We start from the raw sequence: 25,616 nt of genomic DNA, 5'->3' as shown, positions 1-25,616 counted from the left end.
CCTGTTGTCGTGTGCTCAGTAATTACTGGCGCACGCCTTCGATAAACAGACCAATTTCAACGGTCGTGGAGGCTGGCCCCAGGTTGTAATCGATGCCGTAGTCAGACAGTTTCAGTGTGGTTTTGCCTTCAAAACCGGCACGATAGCCGCCCCACGGGTCTTTGCCCTCACCAATCATGGTCACCGGGAAGCTGATGGCTTTGGTAACGCCATGCAGGGTGAAATCGCCACTCAGAATGCCTTCGCCGGCGCCGGTGGATTTAAAGCCGGTGCTTTTGAATGTGGACTGTGGAAATTTGCTGACATTCAAAAAATCAGAACCTTTCAGGTGCTTGTCACGCTCGGCATGATTGGAATCCAGACTGGCGGTTTCAATCGTTACTTCAATGGCCGATTTTTCCGGCGCTTTGGCATCGTATTCGAACTGGCCATCAAAGGTATTGAAGCGACCCAGCAGCCAGCTGTAACCCAGATGCTGGATTTTGAACTGGATAAAAGCATGGGCGCCCTGAGTATCAATTTGATACGTCGCTGCCTGAGACAGTGACGGCATCAGCAACGCGGCACTCAGGCCGGCGGCAAGCATCAGTTTTTTCATCGTTTGCTCCTTGGTGTTTAACATGTTGTTTAAAACGGTTATGTCATCGGTCAGATTGTCATTGCGGTGCGGTTTATCGCACTTAAGCACCGGGCTTTAACATGCGTACCAGCGTTTTATCTTTATCCAGCCAATGATGTTTGATGGCGGCCACAGCATGCAGCGCGACCGTCGCCATCAGTGTCCAGGCCAGTCCCCAGTGAATGACACCGGCGACGTCTTCCTGATTGGCGAGGGTCAGTGTAGCGGGCAGTTCAAACCAGCCGAACACTTCAATGGCGCGGCCATCGGCGGTAGAAATCAGATAACCACTGATAAGCAGCGCCAGCATCAGCAGGTACAGCAGGCCATGGGCGAGGTGGGCGGCTTTGTGTTCCCAGGCTTTGTTGCCCAATGCCTGCGGCTGAGGATTAACAAACTTCCACAACACCCGCAGCAACCATGCGCATGCCAGCATAATGCCTGCGCTTTTGTGCAGATCCAGTGAACCGCGATACCAGGCGTCGTAGTAGGTGAGTTCCACCATATACAGGCCCAGCCCGAACAGACCAAAGACGGCCAGAGCCATCAGCCAGTGAAAGACAATGCTGATCCAGCCGTAAGAAGAGGGGGTGTTGCGTAGTGCAGAGCGTGACATCTGTAGTCCCTGAGAATCGATCTCGATAAGACTCCACCATAGCGGCTTTAGTTCAGCAAAAAAACACGCATAATCAGACAACTGTTGTGCAAATATGCACAACTCAAATGTCGCCATTCACAATGTGCAGAGAACCGATGATGGAAACCAGTTGGGACGATATCCGTATTGCGTATCAGGTCGCCGAATCCGGCAGTCTCAGTCGCGCCGGAGAGCGTCTGGGGATGAATCACAGCACCGTGCTGCGCCACATTAACCGGCTGGAACAACAGCTCGGGCATAAGCTTTTTATCCGCCATCAGCGTGGCTACCGTCTGACCGATGCGGGGCAGTTGCTGCTGGAGAAAATGCATCCGATTGTGGCCGACATGCGCCGTCTGCAGGGCACCTTATCAACGCTCGACGCTTCGCCGTCCGGCACGTTGCGCATCTCGACAGTATCCGATTTTTCGCCGTTTTTTACGCCGCTGCTGCATGCGTTCCGCCAGGAGTTTCCACAGATCCGGGTACAGATTGTCGCCACCGACGACGTACTGTCGCTGGCGCGTGGAGACGTGCATGTCGCCATTCGTATGGGATCGGAGCCACGCGAACCGGATCTGATTGCGCGGCCACTGCTGCCGGTGCAGATGCACTACTGCGCCTCGGAAAATTATATTGAGCGTCATGGTCTGCCGCGCTCGATGGCTGATATTAATCGCCATTGGTGGGCCTTGCCGACCGGAGAAAAACAACGGATTTCCGGTATCCGGCAACTGCTGGAGAAGCTTGATCCGGACCAGATCGCCTTTCAGAGTAACAGTTTTAACGACATCTTATCGGCGGTAAAAGAAGGCATGGGTATCGGCCCGGTTGGTGGTTTGCAGCGCCTGGCGGACACCATGTCGGGGCTGAAGCAGGTGGAGTTCGGACTCAGTGCTGAGCCGTCATTGATGTGGTTTGTGTATCACAAAGATATGCGTCGCAGTGCGCGGGTGCAGGCGTTACAGGAATTTATTCTGCAGCGCCTGCCGGAGATGCAGCACCGGCTGGCCTGAGGCAAGCCGGTATAAGGTTGTCAGAGCAATGTACTGGTCAGGCCCATCTCATTGGACATGGATGGCCACTGACGCCAGATATGCACCAGGTTGCTGGCTTCCTGACGGTTCATGAACGCTTTGAATTCCGGACTCTGGTAGGCCATTTGCGGGCCGAACAGACGTTTAACCGCGACATCGACCAGCTGGTCCAGATCATTGGCGAACGGTTCGCCGATCAGGGTGTGAATAATCACATTCGACAACGTCATATCCATCGGGGTCAGCGGTTGGCCAACTCGGTGGATGTAGGTTTCGTTCACTTCTTCCAGCAGGCGGTGCGCCAGGTAGGCTTTATCCATCAGCGCGGCGAGCCCCACTTCATGGCTCAGTGCCGCAGGTGGCGTAATGAAAAATTCGGTCGCCATCTGGATAACCGGCTGCACGTAGTGGCTCAAGCCTGCTTCCAGTGCGGCGGCCTGTAAATCGAGCAGCATCTGTGGCACGTCTTCGATGTAGCGGACGACAAATTCCAGCAGTTTTTCCGCGGCCTCACCTTCTGGCAGGTCAACGATCCGGGCAACCTGATCGGCGCGGGAGCTGAGAGCGTTCTGCAATTGCAGAGTGATGGCTTCATCGTTGAGGGCGTTGCGGATTTGCTGGTGGATAACTTCCATGGTCATGCGTTTGCCTCGTTTCCAATCTGCCGTGATTGACGTGTGGTAAAGCTATAAGTTCAGATTTACTCACGCAATGGAAAATCACGGCACAACTTAGACGGAATTGATCTAAAAATTAATTGGTTAAAAAATCTTTATAAATCAATGGTTTGCGAATCTAGTTTCTGTCGACATTGGAAAGTATAGTAAAGTTTGACGCGGCAACCAGTCGATTTACATAAAATTTTGTGGACGACGCCACAGTGCCAAAAAAGTGTTAAGAGCAAACAAAGCCCGGGCCAGAAGGAAGGCGTAGAACGCCCACCAAAGACCATCGTTCCCCCACTCTCTGGTCAGCCACCAGACCGGTAAAAATACCAGCAAAGCGGCCGCCAGCATGGCATTTCGCATCGCACTGCTGGCCTGCGCTCCAATAAACACACCATCCAGCCAGTAACTGGCAACACCGACCAATGGTAACCAGAACAGGTAATGCTGATAGCGCTGCAGTTGTGGCAAAAGCTCCGGCTGATTGGTCATCAGGCTCAGCAGATAGGGGCCGGCCAGCCACAATAACAGCGTCAGCAGGCTGGCCAGCAGCAACATATTCAGCGCGGTTAATAGCAGTGTGCGGCGCAGCTGTGAGGTATTGGCCCGGCCCAGACTGTGTCCGGTCAGACTTTCGGCGGCATGGGAAAAACCATCCAGCGCATTGGATATCAACAGCAGCGCGGTAATCAGCAGGGCATTCGTGGCCAGTGTCAGTTCCCCCATGCGCGCGCCCTGAGCGGTAAAGAAGGCAAACACCAGCAGCAGGCACAGCGTGCGCACGAATAAGTGTCGGTTGATGCGTAACAGCGGGCGCAGTGTTGCCAGCGGCGGACGAGTCCCCAATGACTGCAGCCCATGGCGACGGGCAAAATACAGCGCCGCAGCAAGGCCGCTGTAATCAGCCAGTACGCTGCCCAGTGCCACCCCATCGCTGGTCATGCCGACGTGAAACACCAGCAGATAATCCAGCAGCGCATTCAGACTGTTCACCAGCGTCAGAATCAGCAAGGGAACATACGTTTTACCGAGGCCGATAAACCAGCCCGTGAGCGCATATTGCGCCAGTACCGCGGGTGCAGATAACAGACGGATGCTGAGATACTCCGCAGCGCCGCTTTGTACATCGGCGCTGCCGCCCATCACCGGCAGCAGCCACGGCAACGCTACAAAGGCGGCGGCCATCACCAGCAGGCAGATTGGCATCACCAGCCACAGCGAATGCTGCAGGCTTTGAATAACCTGAAGCGGTTGTTGAGCACCGGCCGCACGGGCGGTCAGTGCGGTGGTGCCCATGCGCAGAAAGCCAAAACTCCACAGCAGCAGGGTAAACAGTTGCGCGCCAATCGCGACCGCTCCCAGGTGTTGTGGATCAGGCAGGTGGGCCAGTACCGCACTGTCAGCCAGGCCCAGCAGCGGCACGGTAATGTTGCTGAGCATGATCGGCCAGGCCAACATCCAGATGCGGCGTTGTGTCGCAGCCAGAGAAGGGGCTGTTGCTGCATGGCTGGCCGTCATGGCTGATATACTCCGCGTCACCGATTTGGGGGCACTATAGGTTATAGGGGTTGGGGCACTGATGAAAAAAGCGATTGTACTGTTTTTACTGTTACTTGCGGCATGGCTGACCGGTGTTGGCGTGGCGTACGCGCCGCAATGGCAACAGGCGCAGCGACTGCAGCAGGATGGTCTGATGCTGTTCCCCCGTGCATTGGCGGTAACCGATCAGACATTTATCAACCAGCAAGGGCAGCGGATGGCGCTGAGCGAGTTGCAGGGTCGTAACGTACTGCTGTTTTTTGGCTACACCTTTTGCCCGGATATCTGCCCGACCACGCTTGCCGACCTCAGCCGTACCTGGAAACAGCTGCCGGCCGATATTCGCGAACAATGGCAGGTGGTGCTGGTGTCGGTTGACCCTGAGCGCGACAGCCCGCAGTCACTTCAGCCTTATATGGCGTACTTCAATAAGAGTTTTCTGGGCTTTACCGGTAATGCCGATGGTCTGGGCGTGCTGGCGGCGGAACTTAACGCGGTGTACAGCAAAGTTGAGCGCGGCGAAGGCGTGGCATACCTGATGGATCACAGCGCCAATCTGGTGATTCTGGATAAACAGGGCGCTTACCGTGGTTATATCGCCCCGCCGCATAATTCACAGCGACTGGTGCCAGTGCTGCAGGCGCTAAGTGCCCGCCTTCAATAACCTGCCGTCAGTAACGGCTGATCTGCATGGGAGCGGCTTTTAATGGTGGCTGTGCCCGCTTGATCAGCTGCCGCAATCCACTGTTGTTACAGCGACCCTGATACTCCAGCCAGTGAAGAGTATTGCCTGCCAGATAAACAGAGCCGGAGACAATGGCACTGCCTGCGGTCCAGCCGCCGACAATCACCACGTAGGCTCCGAGGCACACTTCAGCGCTTTGCTGACAATCCCCCAATCCCCGCAACAGGTCGGCATGCGTGTTAGCCTCCAGCCACTCATAGTTCAGCGCCAGCTGGCGTGATATCAGTTCGCAGCGGGCATAGCCCTGATCCAGTGGCACTTTGCTGGGGTAAACGGTGCAGCCGCTGAGTATCAGCAATGCTGTCAGAGTCCAAAACAGCAGGGTGCTTTCTGGTGCTTTCATCCATGACATCCATCCGGTACAGAACCGTCAGTATGCTGAACGCGGGCTAAACCGTAGCTGAACGACGCAACATCGCCTTTGCATTTATCAGGGCGCAGGGCTCTTGCCCGCTTCGCCGGAGCTGGCGGGCAGTTGCCGGTTCAGGAGGCGGGTTGCGCTCTGATTACTGCTGCCCAGATTGCTGTTCAGGTTAATCAGAAAGTTGACTTCACTGCGGTTCGCATTCAGCTCAATAATCTGTTCCGCGCCCAGACTCGGATAGGCACCGCAGGTTTCACCGGCCTGACAGATCACGTTATCCACATCAATATCGGAACCGGCCAGCAGCCGATAACGTCCGGCGGCAATGCCACTGAAGCTGAAGCGGCCGTTGCTGAGCGCGGCGATGCTTTTGACAACACATTGCTCCTCAACACAATCGCTGTCTTCCAGCAGAACATATTGCTGAGTCATGCTGTTGTTGCTGACCGTTCCGTTTTGCATATACACCGGAATACTCAGGCTGTTACTGCCGTCGCTGACGGTGATGGTGGCGTTGTAGTAGCCATCGCTCAGGCCGCTGCGGTTAACGCTGGCACTGTAGCTGCCCAGCCCTTTGTCGTCGGTGCTGGCCGCAGTAATGCTCAGCCAGTCGGCATCTTCACTGACACTGAGCAGTGCCGGTTGCAGATCACCGGCATTGCTCAGGGTAAAGCTGAGGCTGCTGTCACTGCCAAACACCAGTTCCGCCGGAGAAGACTGTAATGCCACCGGGCGCGGTGGCAAGGTACCACCATTGGCCAGCTTCAGCGCTTCGCTGACCGCGCGGTAGGCATCAATCTGACCATAACCCAGCTGGTTGTCGCGGTTGCAGCTGGTGGCTTTATGAGTGATGGCGCAGCTCTGCAATAACTGATCGACATCGCTGGCGGACAGCGCCGGATAGGCGGATTTCATCAGCGCAATCACCCCGGCGACATGCGGGCTGGCCATGGAGGTTCCTTGATACAAGTCATAACTGGGTTGGCGTGAGCCGCTGCTGTCATCGGCCACGGTACTGAACACGCCATCCTTCTTGCCGTCGCGGTTATCGTCATTACCCAGCTCTCCACCAGGAGCGGCAACGCTGATGCTGTTGCCAAAGTTGGAGTAGCTGGCCAGCGTCCCCTGATAGTTGGTGGCGCTGACAGAAATTACTTCCGGATAGGCCGCCGGATAAAATGGCGTGGCGGTTGCTTCGTTGCCGGCAGCAGCAACAATAATTACCCCGGCATTACGGGCGGCGGCATACACCGACTGCTCCGCTGCGGATGAACTGTAACCGCCGAGGCTGAGGTTAATCACATCGGCTTTTTGGGCTGGCAGTGTATTGCTGTCATTGCTTAACCGGGCGGCATAACGCACGGCCTGAATAATGTCATAGGAGGTGCCGCCATTTTTACCCAGCACGCGCAGCGGCATGATCTTCGCGTTCCAGGCGACACCGGCGCCGCCAATGCCGTTATTGCTTGCTGCTGCCACGGTTCCGGCGACATGGGTACCATGCCATGAGCTGGCACCGGGAATATCGTCGTCGCCGGGGTCATCAGGGTTGTTATCAATGCCATTGCCATCGCGCGCACTGTCTCTGTTAGCAATAAAGTCATAGCCCGTAATCAGCTGACCACTCAGATCCGGATGGGCCAGATACACACCGGTATCGATGACCGCCACGGTGACACCGTCACCCTTACTCAGATCCCAGGCCTGCGGCAGGTTAATGGCGGGGTAGTGCCACTGGTAGCGGTAGTAAGGATCGTTGGCCGTGGCCTGCACTTTACGGATGTAATTGGGCTCGGCGTATTCGATACCTTCCTGCTGGCGCAGGCGCTTGCTGTCGATCAGGGTCTGGCGTTTGTTATACAGCGTCTCGCTGAAAGCACGCAGGAGATCGGGCTCAGCACTGCCAGCGCTCAAGCGGGCGCTGCTGCGGTTAAGGCTGAGCAGCTGCGGTTGGTCCGGATCGGTTGTCGATGCGGCTTTCAGCTGGTTCAGGGCCACAGGAGTGAGCGCGGTGCTTAAACCCGCATTACGGGCCTGGGCGCTGAGGCTGCTGCCGGCTTTGGCTTTCACAATGATTTCGTCGGTAACAAAGTCATCCATTCGGTGTGCGGATGCGGATGTACTGGCAGGCAGAATCTGCAGCACGTATTTGGAAATACCGGAATAGGCGTAGACGTTAATCAGGTAGTCGCCGTCGGCCGGAACCGTGACCTCTTCAAACGCTGCGGCAGCACCATCCACCGGGCCCAGCTGGGATGAGTCTGCCAGAATATAATCCCCTTCAGCGTTTGGGGTTGCTTCGGCGAGAAACAGATCAAGATCGCCGTGATAGCCCTCGCCACTATAAAAGTAGGTCAGGTCGACCACCTGCAGGCGGAGGGTCTGCCCCGCTTGCAGACTGGCCTTAAAGTAATCGTCGCGGTCTGCGCTGTCGGCATAGCGTTCCGATGCACTGTCTCCTGATACCGTGCTGTTGGTTGCTCTGGCCGAGGCGAAGCCCTGAACGGTGGTCAGGTTGCTCAACAGCTGCGGGTTGGTGGGGTCATCATTGCTGATGTAAGGCGCGTAGATATCGTTGATATCGGAATCGGTGACGATACCGGTGGCAATGCTCAGTTGGCCCGATAACGAGTACGTGGCTGTCGGGTTGCTGCTGCCACTGCTGCCTCCGCAGGCACTGAGAACAAGGCTTAGCAACATGGCCAACAACAGGCCCAGAGATAATCGGTGTGATAGGGGGGAGCTGACTGACATAGGCCGTTCCAACAAATTCATGTGCAGCTATTTTAGCTTCTTATGTGACGGCTGTTCGTAACGCGGCTGTCTTTTCTCTGCGCATAGGCAATTGCACAACTTTGCATTACCCTGAGGTTTCAGCCGTACAGCAAAGGATTGCTTATGTCGTTAGCCCGCGTATACACCCGCGCGCAGCTGGGTATTGATGCGCCGCCGGTCATTGTTGAGGTGCATCTGTCCAGCGGCCTGCCGTCGCTCAGTCTGGTGGGATTACCGGAAACCGCCGTTAAAGAAAGCAAAGACCGTGTGCGTTCCGCGCTGATGAACGCGCAGTTTGAATTTCCTGCCAAACGCATCACCATCAATTTGTCTCCTGCCGATCTGCCAAAAGAAGGTGGCCGTTATGATCTGGCCATCGCGCTGGGCATTCTTGCGGCTTCTGGCCAGATTCCGGCCACCGCTCTGGATGGTCATGAATTTATCGGCGAGCTGAGTCTGGGCGGAGAATTACAGCCGGTACCCGGTGTTTTGCCCTGCGCGTTGCAATGCGCACGGGCGGATCACGTGCTGGTGTTGCCGATTGCCAACGCCGCCGAAGCGGCGCTTTGCTCGCAGGGAGAATTCCGCAGCGCAGCCAATCTGCTGGAGGTGACCGCTTATCTGCATGGGCAGCAGACGTTAACTGCGGTCACGGCCGGAACGGTACGCGCCATCCGGGCGGCAGAGCTGGCCGATCTGAGTGATGTGCGGGGGCAGCCACAGGCGCGGCGGGCACTGGAAATTGCTGCTGCCGGGCAACACAACCTGTTGTTTATCGGCCCGCCGGGCACCGGCAAAACCATGCTCGCCAGTCGTCTGCCCGGTATTTTACCGCCCATGAGTGAAGAGGAGGCGCTGGTGTCGGCGTCGATTTATTCCATCAGCAGCCAGCCGTCGCAGTGGCAGGATCAATGGCGTGTGCGGCCTTTTCGCGCGCCGCACCATACGGCTTCCGGAGTGGCGCTGGTCGGTGGCGGCACAACCCCCAAGCCCGGAGAAATCTCGCTGGCCCATGGTGGGGTGCTGTTTCTGGATGAGCTGCCGGAATTCAGCCGCAAAGTACTGGATGTGCTGCGTGAACCGCTGGAAAGCGGACGTATTGTTATCAGCCGTGCCAATCGTTCAATAACCTATCCGGCACGTTTCCAGCTGATTGCAGCGATGAACCCTTGTCCCTGTGGTTATTTTGGTGATCCGTCCGGGCGTTGCCATTGCACCCAGGAGCAGATCCGCCGTTATCAGGGGCAGACCTCCGGGCCGCTGCTCGACCGCATTGATCTGCATGTTGAAGTGCCGCCCATTCCTACGGCTTTATTGCAACAGGCGCCGCCGGGCGAGAGCAGTGCCGTAGTGCAGCAACGGGTTATGGCTGCGCAGGCCATTCAGCAACAGCGTCAGGACTGTGCCAATGCCGGACTCAGCGCCAGTCTGCGCGAGCGGGTTTGTGCTCTGAGTGAGGAAGACCAGCACTGGCTGCTGATGGCCATCGAGCGTCTGCAGCTGTCGGCGCGCGGTTACCATCGCTTGCTGAATATTGCCCGTACCATCGCCGATCTGGATGCGCAGCCAACCATTGGCCGGGCGCATCTGCTGGAGGCGCTGGGTTATCGCACACTGGATCGTTATCGTCAGGGGTAGGGGGGCAGATACGGATTTGTGCGTTATTTGCACAGGTGCCAGTATCTGCCACACTGTCATTAACGCTATAAATAAGAATCAATATTATGGAAAAGCAGTTGATCATCTTCTTGCTGGTGGTGGGTGTAGCGGTAGGGGGAATGGTTTATTACCACCTGAATACCGAGAACCCATTTGATGGCGAGGCCTTTTTCGGCCCTAAAGACAGCCCGGCTGAGCCGTCTTCGCAGCCTCAGAACAGCCGCCCCTGATTAAAGTCGGAATTGGTTTTGAAGCCCTGTCGGGCCTGGCTGATCAATTCTTCCAACGGCAGAGGCTGGGCGTAGATGTAACCCTGAATGCGGTCGCAGCCCAGATGCCTTATCACTTCCAGACAAGCATGGTCTTCAACCCCTTCGGCGGTGGTTTCCAGCCGCAGCTTTTTGGCCAGCTCAAGCATCGTCGTGACGATATGAGTCTGCGGGCCATGATCAGGCAATGGCGAGACAAACGCCCGGTCGAGTTTGATACCGGTGAGCGGCAGGTCGCTTAAATGTGATAACGACGAGAAGCCGGTGCCGAAGTCATCCAGCACAATGTGTATCCCCACCGCTTTCAGCTGGCGCAGATTCAGTAATGAGACGCTGGCATCACGCATCATCGCGGTTTCGGTTAATTCCAGCTCCAGATATTGTGGCGGCATGCCAACCTGGTCGAGCAGGTCGATGACCTGTTGGGCGTAGCTGGGATCGGCGACCTCCGGAAAAGAGACATTCACCGCCATTCGTAACGGCTGCTCCAGCAGCTTCTGCAATTGACACCAGGCTTTGGCGGTTTCGCGCAGCGCCCACTGTCCCAGCGCCTGAATGAGTCCGGCGTTTTCCGCTTCCTGAATAAACACCGTGGGCGGGATAACCCCTAATGTCGGATGACGCCAGCGCATCAGCGCTTCGGCACCGACCAGCGCGCCGCTGCGGCTGTCAAACTGAGGCTGATATTCGAGGTAGAACTCATCGCGCTGCAATGCCAGGTGCATCCCATCCAGCAGACTGAGGCTGGTGTCCTGCTGGCGCCATTCAAACTGCGACTCCTGCACCAGCCGTTCGCGTGCGATCTGCTGTACGCCTTCCTGCAGTACCGCGCTCAGGGCGGCAAAGTCATTGATGCACAGCGGTGAGCTGTAATACACCACCCACGGCCGTTCATCGTCGTCCGGTTGCAATGGCAGCCAGTCGGCCTGTAGCTGGTAGTAGTTATCACTGATAACGATCAGTTGATCGTCGAGAATACGGCCGACAATCGCACCGGCGGGAGCACGCAGGCTGATGGTGCGTTCAAACTCCTGCTGGATGTCTTCGCGCTGCTGCCATGTGTGCGGCTCGCGGTTATTGCGCAACCAGCGGCACTGTAAAACCTGCAGGTAAAGAGCCTGCTCGTTGCCTGTCAGTTGCTGTCGCAGACTGCGGAAAAATTCATTACGTTGCAGCGGTGCCGGAATGTCGCTGCGTAATTGCAGTTGCAGAGGTTTAAAACTCTGAAAAAACCGATGACGGCTGAAATCGTTCAGCGCCAGCCAGTGCCCGGACTGAGGTAAGTATTGGCGGTGCTCGGCGGTGGATATGATCAGAAAAGGAAGTTGCACTGGCAGCTGTGCAAGCCATTGCAGATGCTGCGGAGCAATATGGTCAATTAACAGCACTACGGCTTGCCAGTGCGGACTAAGGGGCGGCTCCGTGGAGGTTGTGTGCGGATCCATCAACAGGTAATCCGGCACAACGGCATCCTGGCTCCTGCTGTTGTTCAGCCATAGTCGCAGGTCGCCTAAGCGTTGTTCGCAAGTACTCAAAACCAACAGGTTGAGCCTGGATTGTTGTGGTGAGAATTCCATAAAACCCGAACTGAATTAGATCTGGTAATGTGTCTGCCCTATAGGCGACGCCCGGTTTTGTGACGCCCCGTACCGCTGCCTGAATGGCAAAATACGACGCTATCCATAACCATTTCTTTTAATAATCAGTGTTCATATATAGGACATTTCGGGCTGCATGTCTCGTTTTGTGCAGGAAAAAATATCCTTCCCGGACAAAGACTTGCGTACCTGAATTAAGGTGTTGTCGCTGTTGAAAGGCTGTGACTGTGCGTGACTGTTGTGTCGCTGCGGATTCCAACCACCCGCTGAGCTGTTAGAATGCCCGCCCGTCAGAGAGGTAAGCCCGTGGTCGATTTAAGTCAGCTCAATCCCCGCCAGAAAGAAGCCGCCAAGTATGTGGATGGCCCGCTGCTGGTGCTGGCCGGTGCCGGGTCCGGCAAAACCTCGGTGATTACCCGTAAGATCGCTTATCTGATTGGTGTGTGTGGTATCAAGTCGTACCACATTGCCGCGGTAACCTTTACCAACAAAGCCGCGCGCGAGATGAAAGAGCGGGTGATGTCGCTGGTCGGTAAGGGCGGTGCCAAAGGCCTGACCGTTTCCACGTTCCACAACCTCGGCCTGAACATCATCCGCCATGAACTGACCGCGGCGGGGTATAAAAGTGGCTTCTCGATCCTTGATCAGGATGACTGCAAAGGCATTATCCGCGACGTGATGCACCGTGAGCACGGCGACGATGGTGATATGATCGAGCTGGTGCAGAACAGCATTTCCAACCTGAAAAACGACCTGATCACCCCCGAGCACGCCATCAAAGTAGCGTCTACGCCACAGGATCTGCTGATTGCCCAGACCTACAGCGTGTATCAGCGCATGCTTAAAGCGTATAACGCCGTCGATTTTGACGATCTGATCATGGTGCCCACCATACTGTTCCGCGATCATCCTGATGTACTCACGCGCTGGCAGAAAAAAATCCGTTACCTGCTGGTGGATGAGTATCAGGACACCAACACCAGTCAGTACGAGATGGTTAAGTTGCTGGTTGGTCACCGTACCGGCCTGACCGTGGTAGGCGATGACGATCAGTCAATCTATGCTTGGCGGGGGGCGCGTCCGGAAAACCTGTCGCTGCTGAAGAAAGACTTCCCGACGCTGAAAATCGTTAAGCTGGAGCAGAACTATCGCTCCACCGGCCTGATCCTGAATGCCGCCAACCGGGTGATCGACAACAACCCGCACGAATTTGAAAAGAAACTGTGGTCCGATATGGGCTACGGTGACCCGATCAAAATCCTCAAATGCCGCAATGACGACGTGGAAGCTGAGCGCATCGCCACCGAAATTGTTGAACGCCGTCTGCGCTATGGCTGCGGCTACCGCGACTTTGCCGTGCTGTATCGTGGTAATCACCAGTCGCGCAATATCGAGATGAAGCTGCAGGCGTATCAGGTGCCGTACAAAATCAGCGGCGGCCAGTCGTTTTTCGGCCGTAACGAAATCAAAGACATCATGGGTTACCTGCGACTGCTGATTAACCCGACCGATGACGCCGCGTTTCTGCGGGTGATTAACACACCGCGCCGCGAAATCGGCCCGACCACCATTGAGAAACTGGGCGAATATTCCGCCATGCGTGGCATATCAATGATGGCGGCGACCACCGAAATGGGTCTCGAACAACAGCTGATGCCAAAAGCGCTTGATCGTCTGCGCCGTTTTGGTCACTGGCTGGAAGGCATTACCCGCAACGCTTATACCGATGATCCGGTCGCCGCGGTGAAAGAAATGATCAGCGATATTGATTACGAAAGTTATCTGCTGCAGAACTCAGGTACGCCGAACCAGGCCGAGCGGCGCATGAAGAACGTCTGGTTCCTGGTGGATTCGATCAGCAAAATGATCAGCAAGGCGGAAGAGCTGGGCGACGAATGCACCATCGAAGATGCCGTATCCCGGCTGATTCTGCGCGACATGATGGAACAGCAGGAAAAAGAAGACGACGCTGACCAGGTGCAGCTGATGACCCTGCACGCCTCCAAAGGTCTGGAGTTTCCGCATGTGTACATCATGGGGATGGAAGAAGAACTGATGCCGCACCGCAACAGCATCGAGGCCGACACCATCGAAGAAGAGCGGCGCCTGATGTACGTGGGTATTACCCGCGCCAAGCGTACCCTCACCCTCACCTATGCCGGCAAGCGCCGCCAGTTTGGTGAAGCGATGGACACCACCCATTCGCGCTTCCTCGATGAGCTGCCGGCGGACGATATCGTCTGGGAAGGTAAAACCGAAACCTCGGCGGAAGAGCAGAAGCAGCGTGGCCAGGAAACCCTGTCCAGTCTGCGTAATATGCTGGCCGATTTCTGACAGGTAAGAGCCAACAAAAAAACGCCCGGGAGCGCCGGGCGTTTTTGTTTATCTCCCTGATCTTGTGTCTCAGCGGATATTCCAGACCTCACCGCTGACATCACCGCTGGCAGTGTCCAGTGCGGCTTCACTGGAGGCCTCAAGACCCAGTGTAACCACGCTGACCTGGCGGGCATTCTGCGCAATTTTGGCGATATTCATACGCAGGTAAAGGGTGGAGCCATCGGCTTTGGTGGTTGAAGTGTTAATGACGATAGAGCCGCTGCTATCAATACTCCAACTGAAGTCGAGGTACTTCTGGCCATCGTCGCCCAGCTCACCAAAGTAGTTACCGCTGTCATTATCGACAAAAGTGAAAATGCCGAAATCGGATGTCAGCGCTTTACCGGCCACATCGTCACTGACAAAGGCACTGGCTGAGCAGGCGGTTGCTGCACTGGCAAAGGCACTGATGAGAGCTTCTTCGGCGTCACCGCTGCTGCAAACATCCAGATCAGTGAGCAGACCGTTATCGAACGCGGCTTTGATCTCATCGCGGGCAGCATTATTGAATACCCACTCATTGTCGTTGCTGGCTCCGGCCTTGGCGACATAGCCGCGGCGAACGTAGCTTTCATGTACGGTAAAAAACTGTACGCGGTCATAGCGGTCAAAGTCGCCTTGGGCGGCAATCAGATCCGGGATGGTAAATACCAGTATGGCTTTACCGTCCACGGTTTTCTGTACCCAGCTGCCGCTCACTTTAGCCCCCAGAGCAGCACCGCCCTCGCTGTAGCTGAACGGATAGAAATTGGCGCGGCCGCCGTTGACAAATTCCACCATCCAGCTCTTGTCATTGCTGTATATATCGGTGCCTTTGATGTCTTCCGGCGAATCGGGATTTACCGCTGCGCTGGCAGAGATCAGCTGTGCGAGGCTGGTGGCTGCATCGCCATCAGTTTGAGAGTTACCATCGCCGGTGCGGGTGAAAACGTTGTTACACCAAATATCGGTTGGTGCCCATGGACCTTCGGTATTGGCGTCACCATCCCAGCAGGCAGAAACGCTGGCCGCGTTTTCTTTATACAGTTCGTAGTAGTCGCTGGCGCGGGTGAAGGTCAGTTTGTAGCCGGTGGCGCTGGTACCAAATTTGGCGGTAGGGTCGAGGGCGAGGGCGAAGTATTCGTCGTTGGCATAGGTCTGAATGCGTTTACCACTGAGGTTGACGGCTACGCCAGTGATGGTTTCCTGAGCTGCGCTCAGGCCGCCACGGCTTACGACAACGCTGTCGCCACTGATGGCGATGGTTTCGTCGCTATCGGTCACACAGTTCCAGGTCCCTCCAGAAAGGATGCAGTTTTGCTCACTATTGCTGCCATCACCGGATTCCTCTTCCCACAGACCATTGCCATTGTTGTATCGGAAATCGGTTATGGTCACGTTGTCGTTTTCACCCGGAGCAACGGTGCCGTAGGCGAAACTGACCTGGCCACCGTCTTCTTCGCTTTCAAAAAAGTGCAGGCTACCACCGCCTCCGAGCACACCCGCGATGCTGACAGTGCTGGCGTTACGTTCGGCTTCGCGTTCCGCCAGATCGTCTTCGACTATGGCCGGATCAACCCCGGCGTCATCAACGGCGCCGGAGTCGACCAGCGCATCGGCATCAAACTCACCACTGCTGTTATCAACAGCGGTGCCAATGGTTTCCAGAGCCGCCAACACCTGGTTAACAATTAAAGCCAGTACATCTTCAAAAGAGGCCTCTGTACCGTTCAGTACCTGCGTGACGGTTTCGATATTCTGCTGCATGACGGCGCGGGTAACCTGGGCCACTTTATGTACGCGCTCAAATTCTGTTGCATTACCGCCGCCATCGCTGCTGCCGGCTACGTAGTCGTCTTCGAGATCAACCGTCGTGCCCAGACGGGTCTGGATGCTGGCCTTGGCTTCATCCGGAGTAACGCCTTTTTCTCTGACTTCGTTCTGTACCATGGTGGTCAGCGGACTGACAAAACCGTAGCCGGGAGGAGCTGTCAGGGTATAAGTGCGATCGATAGCGGTGCCGGGGTTGTCTTCGTCGATGGTTTCCCCAACGATAATTTCGACCACAACAGCCGCATTAGCGATTTGTTCAGCGGTGGCATTTTCAATGGTGAAACTGCCTCCGGAGGTTGACGTGGTGGAAGGTTCGCCATCATCACAGGTCTGATTGGCATTCAGGTCGAGGCAGACTTTGGCACCAGCCAGATAACCATCGGCCACTTTGCCGGACACTGGCGTTTTACTGTCGGAACGGCTGCTGGACGAATCATTACTGCAGGCCGCGAGGCTGGCTGCAAGCAATGCGCTCAACAGTATTCCGGGTGAATTAAAACGGCTCATACTCACGCTCCTGTCGATATTTACTGAGGGTGCATTGAGTAAAGCAGACTACGAAAACCGGTTTAGAAAGATTGGTTCTAACCGCGGGAAAGCACTCTTCTGCTGTCTTTTTTAGCAATAGCGTCCTCTCTGTTCGGCGTTGGTATTCGGTGTGAAATTCGTTCTACACTCAGCACTAAGCATGAATGGCAGGACGCAATATGCAGCAGCTCTGGCGATGCAAAATACTGTGGGCAGCCCTGGCTGGGTTATTGACGTGGCCGGTTCAGGCGCACGAGGTGATCCGCATCTGCGGCGATGCCGCTGGCTGGCCGCCGTATACCTTTGAACGGGATAACGAGGTACGCGGTTACGATGCTGATGTTCTGGCGCTCATTTTCGCGGAGGCCGGATTGGATTATGAAATTCACATGCTGCCGTGGAAGCGTTGCCTGCTGGAAGTAGAAAAAGGCCGTTATCAGATAGCCCTCAGCGCCTCGGCCAGCGCCGAACGTAAGGCGCGTTTTCTGGTCACCGAGCCTTATTATCAGGTACAGCCGGGTTATGCCTTTTCGCTCATCCGTTTCCCCTCTTTGCCGCAGGTTCAGAGCAGCAATGATCTGAAAAATTATAATATCTGCGGGCTGCGTGGTTATGACTACAGCCGTTTTGGAATCGAAACCCACAGGGTGATGCGTGAGGCCAATCATTATGCCCAGGCGCTGGCTCAGGTGAGGCGTGGACGCTGTGAGTTGTTTCTGACGCGGCTGGAGATTCTGCATGGTCTGTATCGTCAGGGCGATGTGGATCTGGGAAATGATATCGTCTTTGAGCCGGTGCCCGGTGTTGCTGCAGACGATTTTGTCATGCTGATATCACGGCTCTATATGCGCGGGCCGGAGCTTAAAGCGACCCTTGATCATGGCTTTGCTGAGCTGCGCAAGCAGGGGCGGCTGCAGGAGTTGCTTAACTTTTATCTGATTGAGTAACGGCGCAGCAGCAAGGCTTTCGCTACCTGACTTTTTTCGCAACGATCTTTCAAAACATTCGGACTGCAATGGTTAACCCTTTGTAATACAAAAGATTTTTGATTTTTACTGGTTGTATAATGGTCAGAATTTTTGATCGAAACATTCTGTTACATATATCCAATACAACAAAGCGGACAATTCTGGAATGATGCTGCGCTTTTTATGACCGCTTGGTCAGGTTTTAATCATCGCAGAGAATTTCATGTCTAACGCTACCTTCTCCCGCGCCTTGCTGGCGACCCTGTTGATTGGCCCTCAGGCCTTTGCTGATACCCACGAAACCAACAGCCTGGAACAGCGGGTAACCGCGCTGGAAAATGTACGCCTGACCGGTGGCTTCCGTCTGAATTACACCTACAAAGACTGGAGCGAAGCGCAGACCGAACGCGGTGGCGATTTCACCTATAACCAGATCAATCTGGGTATCGAAGCCGAGCATCAGGGCGTACGCCTGTCGAGCCAGTACCGCTGGTACGACAGCGGCAACGGCGCCATGGTGCATCATCTGTACTTTGCTACCGATGCCTCTGATAACACCGAAGTACAGGTGGGTATCACCAAAGTACCGTTTGGTATTCTGCCGTTCGAATCGCACAGCTACTGGGGTGACGCGACCCTGTATCTGGGCTTTAACGATGACTACGACAGCGGCATCAAAGTGCTGACCAAATCCGGTAACTGGGATCTGCAACTGGCTTATTTCGCCAGTGGCGATGCCGCACCAACCGATGCTCAGCGTTTCTCATTTGATGTGGTCTCCGATGGCGATGCCGGTGTGCAGCAGAATCAGGAAACCCACCAGTTCAACCTGCGTGCGGCCTATGCCCTGAGCGAACAGGCGGAAGCCGGTGTGTCGCTGCAGTACGGCGGTCTGTATAACGAAACCACCGGCAAAATGGGTAATGCTCAGGCGGCAGCGCTGCACTACACCGCAACCTACGGTGCTTTTGGCGTACAGTCGGAAGCAATCCGCTATTCCTACAACGCCGAAAACGCCGACGGCGTCAGCGATGACACCATCCAGATGGGTGGCTTTGGTGCGCGTTACATGGCGGCCGCGCAGGCTAACGTGTATGTGCTGAACCTGAGCTACGACCTGCCGTGGAAAGGCGGCATCGTCAATCAGGTGCAGCTGTATAACGACTACAACCTGCTGGACAAAAACAAAGAAGCCTTCCGTGATTCGCAGATCAACACGCTCGGCGTGCTGGTGGTGACCGGTAACCTGTACACCAACTTCGATGTTACCAGTGCCAAGAACGTGCCTTTCATCGGCGCCGGTGATTACACCAAAGCCTTTGCAGAAGGCGATGGCGAAAACGGCTGGCAGACCTTCTTTAACGTGCAGTTTGGTTACTACTTCTGAACGTGATGGCTGAGCGAATACGTCAGCACTGAACAATCAGTATGAAAGAAGCGGGCCTGGGCCCGCTTTTTTTATGAACGCAAACCCTGATTGGCAAACCCTGCGGCCCCGGTCACTTTTTCCGGCGTTGGCAGCGTTATACTCTGGCCGGTATTTCTTTGATGATATTTGCGCAGGGCCTGAGCCAATATCATCAGGGCAGCACCGGAAGCGATTGCGTATAGTCTCTTGCTGAGTCCCCAGTCAATTAACGTGAATACTTTTTATGGATGAATTTACAACTCTGGCGTTTTTGCTTGCCATTGCCTTGCTGGGAGCGCTGGTTCTCGGAGTGATGGCGTTCTTCAAGGTCAGTATGCTGGAGCAGCGCATCGGGATATTGGAAGCGGCCTTGCGCCGCCTTGCGGCCGCTCGGGAGAAGCCGGTGGAAGCCGGACGTGCGGAGACTGCGCCGCCATCAACAGCGGTCGATTCTGTGCGACCGGCACCGGCTACGGCAGCGCCCGAACAGGCCGGGGTTGCGGCCAGTGAGGCGCTGTCTGCAGGTGTATCTGAACAAGCACCTGAACAAGTATCTGAACCTGCCGCTGAACTGCCGGTGTATTCACCGACCGCACCGTCTTATCAGGCACCGTCAGCAACCCCTGCTTTCAGCAGTGGCCCCGACCTTTTTGATCGTCTGCTGCAGAATATCCGCAACAACTGGATGGTCTGGCTCGGTGGTATCTGTGTCGGTCTGGCCGGCGTGTTTATGGTGCGCTACTCCATTGAGCAGGGGCTGCTGGGGCCGGAAACCCGCGTAGTGTTGTCGCTGCTGGCGGGTATCGGCCTGCATGTCGCGGCGGAATGGCTGCGACGCAACAAAGGCCAGAACAACGTCTTTGCGGCGCTGGCCGGTGGCGCCAGTATCATTCTTTATTCCGCGCTGTTTGCGGCCTTTAAGTTATTACCCGGAACCGCGCCGGGGTTGGTATTTACCGGCATGGCGCTGGTGTCTTTTGCCACACTGGCGCTGGCACTCAGGCATGGCCCGGTGCTGGCCGCGCTGGGCATGCTCGGTGGTTATCTGGTGCCGATTCTGCTCAGCAGTGGTTCGGGGCAGATTGAACTGGCGCTGGTGTATATCAGCATTCTGACGCTGTTCTCGCTCTGGTTGCTGGCCTATGTGCAGCAACGCTGGCTGTGGATCGGTGTGATTGCCGGCTCTCTTTTGTGGTGGCTGATCAGTCTGATGACCGAACCTGCTGATGGCGTGCGTTCACTCTATCTGCTGGCGCTGGCCTATATGTTCCTTGCGGTACCGGGCTTTGACTGGCTGCTGCAGAACCTCCATCAGGATAACGATGATGAGTCGGCCAGCGCAGACAGCTGGTGGCAGCGGGTACAGAGCTGGCGTGCCGATCCGCACTGGCCTGCTTTGCCGGGCGTATTGCTGGTGTTGCTGGCGCAGGGGATTACCCTCGCCGGTGAAGGCGTGATCGCCTCGGGCTATTTCACCCTGCTGGCATTGCCGGTACTGATGCTGCTGGCGGCCAGCCGTCGTCCGGAGCTGAACCCGCTGGCGGCGCTGCCGTTGCTGTTGATTGTGCTGGCGACCGTTATGCCGATGTTGTCTTCTGTTGGAGACGAACTGGTTCTGATCGGCCCCGATGCCGCCCGACAGGCGCAGCTGGGTGTGCGCTTCCTGTGGCTGACTCTGCTGTACAGTGGCAGTGCGCTCTGGCTGTTGCGGATGCAGGTTCTGTATCCGGCCTTCTGGACCGGGCTGGGCAGTGCGGTACCGCTGCTGATGCTGGCGCTGGGTTATTACCTGTTTACCGATTTCCGCCTCGACTGGGCCTGGGGACTGGTGGCGCTGGTGTTGGGCATGCTGTACCTGTGGCTGGCCAATATGAACCAGCAGCGTTATGGCGATGCCCGGCCACTGATCAGTGTGATTCTGATCAGCGCGGCGCATCTGGGTCTGTCGCTGGCTGCGGTGATCTGGCTGGCCGAAGCAACCCTGACGCTGGCGTTTGCCTTGCAGCTGGTGTCGCTGGCCTGGCTGCAGCAGCGTTATCAGCTGCCGCTGATGGCGTGGGTTATCCGCGCAGTGTTGTTGCTGGTGGTCGTGCGTCTGACCTTTAACCCATGGTTGCTGAGCTATGATGCCGGCACGCACTGGTCACTCTGGACGTACGGTGGTGCCACGCTCTGTGCGGCAGCTGCCGCCTGGATTTTGCGCCATGAAGTAAAAATGCAGGCTTGGCTGCAAGGCGGCGCGGCACAATTGCTGGTGCTGACGCTGGCCGCAGAAGTGCGTTACTGGCTCTACGACGGCGATATATTCCATCACGAATTCAGTTTTCTGGAAGCCAGCCTCGACGTACTGATCTGGGGCTGTGCGGCGGTTATTTATCTGTGGCGTGCGCGCTTAAGTGAACAGCTGCCGCGCTTCTATCAGGTGGTGGGCCTGCTGCATCTGGCAGCGGCTGCAGCCACCTATCTGTTTGTGCTGTTGCTGGCGGAAAACCCGCTGTGGAGCAGTGGCAATATCGGTTCGACGCCGCTGTTTAACCTGCTGTTGCTCAGCTACGGCCTGCCAACGCTGATTATGCTGGCGCTGTGGCGTCAGCTGCCGGCGCAATACGGCCGTTTTGCCGCATTGGCTGCCGGGCTGAATGCGTTTTGGTTTATCTCGCTGGAAATCCGCCAGATCTGGCAGGGCGATGCCGGTATGAGCCTGAGTAACTACACCCCGGATGGCGAGCTGTACACCTATTCGGTGGTGTGGATGTTACTGGCCGCTGGCGCGCTGACGCTGGGGCGCTGGTTATCCAGCCGCGATATTTACCGTGGCGGTATGGTGCTGTTGCTGGTGGTCGTGGCCAAGCTGTTCCTGATTGATATGGCGGGTCTGACCGGCCTGTGGCGCGTGGCATCCTTTATGGGGCTGGGACTGGCACTGCTGGGTCTGGCGTGGCTGCATCAGCGTTTGGGTTCAGTCGGGGAGCAGGATACGCTGCCGGCTGGTGATGCCTGATGTCGTGACAGGAGATGCCGGATAACGGCATCTCCTGTTCGTATGAAACGGCTCAGAAGAGCCTTAATTAATCGACAGCCCGAACAGATTGATTTCCATCTGGTAAGGCACTTCCTGCGCCGACTGCAGCAGCTCATCGATCAACGTCTGATAGGTGGCAATCTGGTGCGCCTGCAGGTTGCTTTCATCCGGCAGCGCTGTGCTCAGCTTGGTCGCGCGCAGCATGCTTTTTAAACCACGGGTCTGCGAATATTGCTGGCCGCCGAGCAGAATAATTTCTTCGCCCATATGCCAGTAAACATCCAGATCCTTAATCTGCAGCGGGCTCAGTGGCGGCACCAGTGGCACCAGATCTTTCTGGGTGACGACCCGTATCAGCGGAATACTGGCGTAGATATCCGCGCCGGTAACGTTGGTGACCTTGGGCTGGCCGAAAGTAATCACCTGCGTTATCTGCATTGCCGTATCGTGTTTTAAATACATCGCCAGTACCACCGCAATGGCGCCACCCAGGCTGTGGCCGGTAATCTGTACCGGCATGCCGGCAACCAGCCGTGGCCTGACATCGTTAAACACCGCCTCGGCGGCACTGCGGAAACCATTGTGCAGGGTAATCCCCAGACGCTCGTCCGGCTGAAATTCAATATCCAGATCGACCATCACATTCGCCAGATTGGCGGTGCCACGGATGGCGATGGTCTGCACGCCATTGCCCTGACTGAGAAAATAGCTGACCTGCGAATCCGCCAGCGTAGCCTGATGAATCAGCGTCTGGTCCTGCTGCAGAAGCTGCGCTTCACGTTCGCTGTCGGTCAGATAAGTATCGCCGGACAGTTGCGCCTGAATGCGCAGCTGAGCAAAATCCGGGGCTGCCTGCACGACGGGTAGAAAGCAGCAAAGCAGCGTAGTTGTGAGTAATTTTCTGAGCATTAAATTAAGCAACCCGTAATGTTATTGAGAACCGGTGGTCGTTCAGCCGTTGCTTACTCGACTGTTACACTCTTCGCCAGATTCCGCGGCTGGTCGACGTCGGTGCCTTTAATAATGGCGACGTGGTAGCTCAGTAACTGCAGCGGTAATGTGTAGAGCACCGGCGCGATGATGTCGTCGCAGTGCGGTACGGCCATTACCTGCATATTGGCTTGAGGGCTGATTTCGGCGGCTTCGTCGGCAAACACGTACAGCTCGCCGCCACGGGCGCGCACTTCTTCAATATTCGACTTCAGTTTTTCCACCAGATCGTTGGCCGGAGCAACGACGACGATCGGCATTTCGGCGTCGATCAGTGCCAGTGGTCCGTGTTTCAGTTCACCGGCGGCGTAGGCTTCGGCATGAATATAGGAAATCTCTTTCAGCTTCAGCGCGCCTTCCATTGCAATCGGGTACTGATCGCCACGGCCGAGGAACAGCGCATGGTGTTTTTCAGCAAAATGCTCGGCCAGCTTCTGAATGTCGGCATTCATCAGCAGGGCTTTGTCGATTAAGCCAGGCAGGCTGGTGAGGGCGTCGGCGATGCGTTGTTCACTGGCTTTATCCATATCACGGCCACGACCCAGTGCCGCGGTCAGCAGCAGCAGGGCGACCAGCTGGGTGGTGAAGGCTTTGGTAGAGGCCACGCCGATTTCGGCACCGGCACGGGTCATCAGCGCCATATCGGATTCGCGTACCAGTGATGAGCCGGGCACGTTACAGACGGTCAGTGTTTTGCTGAAGCCCAGTTCTTTACCCAGACGCAGGGCGGCCAGGGTGTCGGCGGTTTCGCCACTCTGGGAAATGGTGACCAGCAGGCTGTTGGGGCGCACCACGGATTTGCGATAACGGAATTCCGAGGCGATCTCGATATTACAGGCAACGCCGGCTATGTCTTCAATCCAGTAACGCGCGGTCATACCGGCGTGATAACTGGTGCCGCAGGCGATGATCTGTACCTGCTCGATACCGCTCAGGTCGCCCAGCGCTTCGAGGTTCAGCTGGCCGTTAAACAGGCGGCCTTCAAGGGTGTTGGCAATGGCCTGTGGCTGTTCGTAGATTTCTTTCAGCATGTAGTGGCGGAATTCGCCTTTGTCACCGGCATCATGTTCGACGGTGCTTTCGTGGGCTTCGCGTTCAACGGCGTTGTTGTCGCGATCGTAAACGCTGACGCCATCGCGGCGGATCTCGGCCACATCACCTTCTTCGAGGAAGGCGAACTTGCGCGTCACCGGCAGAAGGGCCAGCTGGTCAGAGGCGACAAAGTGCTCACCAATACCAAAACCAATCACCAGCGGGCTGCCGGAGCGGGCGACGATCATATGCTCTGGCTGCTGGCGCTCGATCACTACCATGCCGTAAGCACCGTGCAGCTGGCTGCGGGCAGCCATAACGGCGGCCAGCAGCGAGTCGGCGTTTTTCAGTTCGCGCTCGACCAGATGGGCGATCACTTCGGTATCGGTCTGCGAGGTAAACACATAACCCTGCGCCTGCAGTTCGCGGCGCAGGGTTTCGTGGTTTTCGATGATGCCGTTGTGCACCACGGCGATGTCGCCGGAAATATGCGGGTGGGCGTTGGCTTCGGACGGTTCACCGTGGGTCGCCCAGCGGGTGTGGGCGATGCCGGTGCCGCCGGGCAGCGGGTCAGCTTTTACCGCATCGGCCAGCGCCTGAACCTTGCCCAGACGACGCAGGCGTTTCAGTTCGGCCTGACCATTAATAATTGCCAGACCGGCGGAATCGTAGCCGCGGTATTCAAGACGCTTTAGGCCTTCGAGCAGGATTTCCGCCACATCACGCTGCGCTACCGCGCCGACAATGCCACACATATTGTTATTCTCCGTTGCCGGACGCCGCGATGATTACGCGTACGCCCTGTTGTTCGATTAATGTCTGTTGCTCAGTGCTGAGCCGGTCATCGGTAATCAGAATATTGACCGCTGACCAGGGTAATTCGAGGTTGGGAATACGCCGTCCGACCTTGTCGGCTTCCGCCAGTACAATCACTTCACGTGCCGCTTCGGCCATCACCCGGCTTAAGCCCAGCAGCTCGTTAAAGGTGGTGGTGCCGCGCTCGAGGTCGATACCATCGCAGCCGATAAACAGCTGGTCGAAGTCGTAAGAGCGCAGCACCTGTTCGGCGATTTGGCCCTGAAAGGACTCGGAATGGGCATCCCAGGTGCCGCCGCTGAGCAGCAGCGTCGGTTCGTTTTCCAGCTCGCGTACGGCGTTGGCGACGTTCAGCGAGTTGGTCATCACCACCAGACCTCGTTTGCTCTGCAACTCCGGAATCAGTGCGGCGGTGGTGCTGCCAAAATCGATAATGATGCGGTTATGGTCGCGGATACAGTCTGCGGCGGCCTTGGCAATTTCTTGCTTTCGTTTCGAAACTTTTTGTCTGTTGGGGCTCTGACCATCATCCGTGCCCACAGGTTCACTCATCAGCTCACTGGGTAATGGAATTGCGCCACCGTAGCGGCGCAGCAGCAGGCCGCTTTGCTCAAGAGTCGCAAGATCTTTGCGGATGGTGACTTCGGAGGTGTCAAAGCGTCGGGCCAACTCCTCAACCTGCACCTGACCATGCTTGCTCAGCTGGCTGAGAATGCCATGGCGGCGTTGTACCGTATTGCGTTTGGGCATTTTATGT

19 protein-coding genes are annotated in these 25,616 nt (G+C 56.3%); 8 read left to right on the top strand and 11 right to left on the bottom strand.

Going from position 1 to position 25,616, the window contains the following annotated elements; translation table 11 throughout:
* Positions 1-22 precede the first annotated feature (22 nt).
* Both NYR02_RS08955 and NYR02_RS08950 read right to left on the bottom strand, forming a co-directional pair.
* Positions 23-598, bottom strand: coding sequence for a YceI family protein (locus NYR02_RS08955; RefSeq protein WP_260976021.1), 576 nt, complete (start codon positions 596-598; stop codon positions 23-25).
* A gap of 82 nt (positions 599-680) precedes the next feature.
* Complete coding sequence (locus NYR02_RS08950; protein WP_260976020.1) at positions 681-1,235, bottom strand: cytochrome b; 555 nt, start codon at positions 1,233-1,235, stop codon at positions 681-683.
* A gap of 137 nt (positions 1,236-1,372) precedes the next feature.
* On the opposite strand from NYR02_RS08950, the gene NYR02_RS08945 reads away from it, so the two are divergent.
* Positions 1,373-2,272, top strand: a complete 900-nt coding sequence (locus NYR02_RS08945) for a LysR family transcriptional regulator (protein ID WP_260976019.1) — start codon at positions 1,373-1,375, stop codon at positions 2,270-2,272.
* Positions 2,273-2,292: 20 nt separating this feature from the next.
* Here NYR02_RS08945 and NYR02_RS08940 read toward each other — a convergent pair whose 3' ends face one another.
* The gene (locus tag NYR02_RS08940) at positions 2,293-2,934 is read right to left on the bottom strand and encodes a hypothetical protein (RefSeq protein WP_260976018.1); all 642 of its coding nucleotides are present in this window, start codon (positions 2,932-2,934) and stop codon (positions 2,293-2,295) included.
* Between the two features lie 210 nt (positions 2,935-3,144).
* A complete protein-coding gene (locus tag NYR02_RS08935) occupies positions 3,145-4,476 on the bottom strand; it encodes an MATE family efflux transporter (protein ID WP_260976017.1) in 1,332 nt (443 codons plus the stop codon).
* A 61-nt stretch (positions 4,477-4,537) separates the two neighbouring features.
* Between NYR02_RS08935 and NYR02_RS08930 the strand changes: the two genes are divergently transcribed.
* Complete coding sequence (locus tag NYR02_RS08930; protein ID WP_260976016.1) at positions 4,538-5,161, top strand: SCO family protein; 624 nt, start codon at positions 4,538-4,540, stop codon at positions 5,159-5,161.
* 7 nt (positions 5,162-5,168) lie between these two features.
* Here NYR02_RS08930 and NYR02_RS08925 read toward each other — a convergent pair whose 3' ends face one another.
* Both NYR02_RS08925 and NYR02_RS08920 read right to left on the bottom strand, forming a co-directional pair.
* Entirely contained in the window at positions 5,169-5,585 is a 417-nt protein-coding gene (locus tag NYR02_RS08925; RefSeq protein ID WP_260976015.1) for a hypothetical protein, read from the bottom strand.
* An 87-nt stretch (positions 5,586-5,672) separates the two neighbouring features.
* A complete protein-coding gene (locus NYR02_RS08920; protein WP_260976014.1) occupies positions 5,673-8,306 on the bottom strand; it encodes a S8 family serine peptidase in 2,634 nt (877 codons plus the stop codon).
* 198 nt (positions 8,307-8,504) lie between these two features.
* Between NYR02_RS08920 and NYR02_RS08915 the strand changes: the two genes are divergently transcribed.
* Together NYR02_RS08915 and NYR02_RS08910 are read left to right on the top strand one after the other, a co-directional pair.
* On the top strand, positions 8,505-10,019 hold the full coding sequence (locus NYR02_RS08915) for a YifB family Mg chelatase-like AAA ATPase (protein ID WP_260976013.1): 1,515 nt from the start codon (positions 8,505-8,507) through the stop codon (positions 10,017-10,019).
* Positions 10,020-10,105: 86 nt separating this feature from the next.
* Positions 10,106-10,270, top strand: a complete 165-nt coding sequence (locus NYR02_RS08910; RefSeq protein WP_260976012.1) for a hypothetical protein — start codon at positions 10,106-10,108, stop codon at positions 10,268-10,270.
* Here NYR02_RS08910 and NYR02_RS19530 read toward each other — a convergent pair.
* Positions 10,252-11,772, bottom strand: coding sequence for an EAL domain-containing protein (locus tag NYR02_RS19530; RefSeq protein ID WP_260976011.1), 1,521 nt, complete (start codon positions 11,770-11,772; stop codon positions 10,252-10,254). The genes NYR02_RS08910 and NYR02_RS19530 overlap by 19 nt on opposite strands.
* 441 nt (positions 11,773-12,213) lie before the next feature.
* Between NYR02_RS19530 and rep the strand changes: the two genes are divergently transcribed.
* Positions 12,214-14,241: a DNA helicase Rep gene (rep, locus tag NYR02_RS08900; RefSeq protein ID WP_260976010.1), complete on the top strand. Its 2,028-nt coding sequence runs from the start codon at positions 12,214-12,216 to the stop codon at positions 14,239-14,241.
* Between the two features lie 69 nt (positions 14,242-14,310).
* On the opposite strand, the gene NYR02_RS08895 is transcribed toward rep, so the two are convergent.
* Positions 14,311-16,602: a hypothetical protein gene (locus tag NYR02_RS08895; RefSeq protein WP_260976009.1), complete on the bottom strand. Its 2,292-nt coding sequence runs from the start codon at positions 16,600-16,602 to the stop codon at positions 14,311-14,313.
* A gap of 278 nt (positions 16,603-16,880) precedes the next feature.
* On the opposite strand from NYR02_RS08895, the gene NYR02_RS08890 reads away from it, so the two are divergent.
* The 3 genes from NYR02_RS08890 (at position 16,881) to NYR02_RS08880 (ending at position 22,000) form a co-directional block, all read left to right on the top strand.
* Entirely contained in the window at positions 16,881-17,570 is a 690-nt protein-coding gene (locus NYR02_RS08890) for a substrate-binding periplasmic protein (RefSeq protein WP_260976008.1), read from the top strand.
* 244 nt (positions 17,571-17,814) lie between these two features.
* The gene (locus NYR02_RS08885) at positions 17,815-18,978 is read left to right on the top strand and encodes a hypothetical protein (RefSeq protein ID WP_260976007.1); all 1,164 of its coding nucleotides are present in this window, start codon (positions 17,815-17,817) and stop codon (positions 18,976-18,978) included.
* 265 nt (positions 18,979-19,243) lie between these two features.
* Positions 19,244-22,000 (top strand): DUF2339 domain-containing protein, encoded by a 2,757-nt coding sequence (locus NYR02_RS08880; protein WP_260976006.1) that lies wholly within the window; start codon positions 19,244-19,246, stop codon positions 21,998-22,000.
* Positions 22,001-22,063: 63 nt separating this feature from the next.
* Here the strand turns inward: NYR02_RS08880 and NYR02_RS08875 are convergent, their stop codons facing one another.
* The 3 genes from NYR02_RS08875 to NYR02_RS08865 are packed head-to-tail and all read right to left on the bottom strand — an operon-like array spanning position 22,064 to position 25,609.
* Entirely contained in the window at positions 22,064-22,930 is an 867-nt protein-coding gene (locus tag NYR02_RS08875) for a lipase family protein (protein WP_260976005.1), read from the bottom strand.
* Between the two features lie 53 nt (positions 22,931-22,983).
* Positions 22,984-24,798, bottom strand: a complete 1,815-nt coding sequence (glmS, locus tag NYR02_RS08870; protein ID WP_260976004.1) for a glutamine--fructose-6-phosphate transaminase (isomerizing) — start codon at positions 24,796-24,798, stop codon at positions 22,984-22,986.
* A gap of 4 nt (positions 24,799-24,802) precedes the next feature.
* Positions 24,803-25,609 (bottom strand): DeoR/GlpR family DNA-binding transcription regulator, encoded by an 807-nt coding sequence (locus NYR02_RS08865; RefSeq protein ID WP_260976003.1) that lies wholly within the window; start codon positions 25,607-25,609, stop codon positions 24,803-24,805.
* Positions 25,610-25,616: the final 7 nt, after the last annotated feature.

This window comes from Thalassolituus pacificus (assembly GCF_025318105.1).
Taxonomy (GTDB): Bacteria; Pseudomonadota; Gammaproteobacteria; order Pseudomonadales; family Oceanobacteraceae; genus Venatoribacter; species Venatoribacter pacificus.
The sequence above is the reverse complement of the archived record's forward strand: the minus strand, read 5'-3'. Positions and strand labels throughout refer to the sequence as shown.